The 2,835-nt window shown below is 28.0% G+C and carries 4 protein-coding genes; all 4 read left to right on the forward strand.

The features are described 5' to 3' along the window. Positions 1-876: hypothetical protein (locus tag HPY79_12470; GenBank protein ID NSW46615.1), on the forward strand; the 876-nt coding region annotated here is incomplete at its 5' end. After that, the gene (locus HPY79_12475) at positions 863-1,285 is read left to right on the forward strand and encodes a hypothetical protein (GenBank protein ID NSW46616.1); all 423 of its coding nucleotides are present in this window, start codon (positions 863-865) and stop codon (positions 1,283-1,285) included. The genes HPY79_12470 and HPY79_12475, both read left to right, overlap by 14 nt. Before the next feature lie 97 nt (positions 1,286-1,382). Beyond that, positions 1,383-2,504, forward strand: a complete 1,122-nt coding sequence (locus tag HPY79_12480; GenBank protein ID NSW46617.1) for a hypothetical protein — start codon at positions 1,383-1,385, stop codon at positions 2,502-2,504. Positions 2,505-2,564: 60 nt separating this feature from the next. Continuing rightward, the gene (locus HPY79_12485; GenBank protein ID NSW46618.1) at positions 2,565-2,705 is read left to right on the forward strand and encodes a hypothetical protein; all 141 of its coding nucleotides are present in this window, start codon (positions 2,565-2,567) and stop codon (positions 2,703-2,705) included. Positions 2,706-2,835: the final 130 nt, after the last annotated feature.

The following is a 2,835-nucleotide window of genomic DNA, read 5'->3' on the forward strand; positions in this document are numbered from 1 at the left end:
ATAACCAACGAAGCAGTGCTAATATCCGACGCTCAGGGTGTTATAAAAGCATCACCAGCAACTCAACTAAAAGACAATTTAGGTAATCATACAGCTACCCAAAACCTAAAACTTGGCAATTACTGGCCCAGCAATGATGGCAGCGATAAAGGGTTACAAATAAAATCGGATGGCAATGTACAGGTAGGAGGCGGAATTACGCAAGTAAATATAGGAAAGTCGTATTCCAATGCACCGTATTATTTATCGAGCTACATAGGTTTCAATGCCCAACGCAACAATCAAGGGCAATGGACTTTCCAAAGTGATGATGCAAATAATGGTGGAGCAGCTATCATAAGCGATGTTACAGGAAATTTACATTTTGTAACCTATAAACCACCACAGGGAACTAATACAGCTACTTTAACTGAATCGGATTTATTGGCGAATACACCATTACTGATTACATCGAACCAAAAAATAGGTATAAGAACAACTAATATAAATGCAAATGCCGATTTACAAATAAAAGGTAATACATACATCGAAGATAACTTAGGCATAGGTATTTGTTTAACAGCCAATAATAATCCCAAAGGTTATCGTTTTGCCGTAAACGGCACTATGGGAGCAAAAGATATATTTATTGAAGTGGACGAAACACCTTGGCCCGATTATGTATTTGAACCCGAACATCGGCTTATGCCCTTATCAGATTTGGAATGGTATATAAACAAAAATAAGCATTTACCCGATATTCCATCGGCTAATGACATAAAAGAAAATGGATTATCTTTGGCAGAAATAAATGCTTTACTTTTAAAGAAAATAGAAGAACTAACCCTATATATTATAGAATTAAATAAAAAAATAGAGAAATATGAAAACAAGTAAAAATATTATAACAATCACACTGATTTCTATTTTTATATTTATTTCATGTATTAAAAAAAGTAATATAAACTATGTTTACGATAATTATTTATATAATGCAACAAATGATACTTTAGTATTAAAATTTCATTACATATATAACACAAATAGTAAAAGTGTTTTATACCCCAAAAGATTATATGGTGATTTTAGGGAAATGTTGTATAAGCTTCAAAAAATTGAAATTTTTAAATACAATGATACAAATAATTTATACATAGCTTTTTATAAAGAAAACGAACCTTATAATTATAAAACAAATATCTTTGATTTCCCATCTGCATGGAATTACGATACAACAATTACATGGTATTTAGTTAAGTTTACTTATTCATATTCAATAAATTATAATGATATTATAAACAAATAATATGATTAAAATAATAATATTAAAATTATTTTGTTCTATTGTATACTTTATACAAGCTCAAAACAGTTTATTAAACGAAGCAAAAAATTGTTTTGCGATGAAAATAACAACTACACGATTATTAATGTTAATTTTAACTCAATCTAGTTTATTACTATACGGCAATAATATTTCTAATGATAGCTTAAAAAACAAAACAAAAACTTTTAGTGGTGTTTTTGTTGATATAGGAGGAACCTCACCTTGGTTGTCTGTGAATTACCAACAGATATTTTTTTCAAAAAAATTATATTCAGTAGGAATAATGACAGGGTTTAACAGAAAAGGGGGATATTCTGACAACATATTTCAAAATCATTGGTATTTGTTAAATTCAATAAATTATGAAAAAGCATCTGTTGAAATAGGTATAGGTGTTAAGCTATCGTATTTGTCAGAGGGATATAGTGTAATTGTTGACGAGCATAACGGAATAGAATATTTTTCTACAAATCCCAATCAAATTGAAAGCGATTTAATTTACCAAGCCAGTTTTAGGTATAATATTTCAAAAAGATTTTATATTAAATGCTCAGCTAATGGAAAAATCAGCGATTTAAGTCCCAATTATACCAGTTACTTTTATAATAGCCATTATGGGGCGAGAAAATTTCTTGAAAACTATAACTTCCCTTTATCTATAAGTATCATTGGGTTTGCATCAAATCCATCGAGGAAGAATGTTAATTGTGATTTATATGAAAGAACAAAAAATGCTTTTTTTATTAACTTTTTGAACTATTCATTTGGCTATGAAAGGCGAATACTTAAAAAAAATGAACATTCTTTATATGCCTCCTATCAAAACTTGTTTATTCCTTATAAAAGATATTATGAAAGCAATAAACGTGGTATATTATACATACCGGCTTTATCACTCAATTATTGTTTCTCTGCTAATCAAGCATTTACACCGGTAATTGGTTTTTCATATGTTCATGTTTATAATAAATTTAGTGTTTTTGATAAGTTGTTTTATGAAAAAGCTGATTATTTAAGAGCTAATATTGGATTGAAGTTTTCTGTTTATAAAAATCTTTTTATGAAAATAAACTATGGTCCTAAAGTTAAAGTTTTTAATGACCACACAACTTTAAATAAAGATAACTCTGAAATAAATTTTGATTTAATACATGAAAGTATTACAGATTTATACTTTACATTTGGTTATGCTTTTTAATTATGTAGGTATTGTAGATACCTCTTTTTCAGTCAATTCAAAAACAAACACCTGCCTGATATGCCAACAGCAAACATCATAAAAGAAAATGGATTATCTTTGGCAGAAATAAATACACAACTTGTAAAAAAAGTAGAAGAACTAACCCTTTATATTATTGAATTGAATAAAAAAATGGAGAAATATGAGAACAATAAATAAAATGAGTCCTTTGCAAGGCTATTAACATGCAAATATGTGATTGTTAATAACTTATTGATGTTTTTATTTAAAATTCCAGAAATAATGGTTATTTTAGCGTTATGAAATTAGAAAAATCAGGAAATATGAC

The organism is Bacteroidales bacterium (assembly GCA_013314715.1).
Classification (GTDB): Bacteria; Bacteroidota; Bacteroidia; order Bacteroidales; family GWA2-32-17; genus Ch61.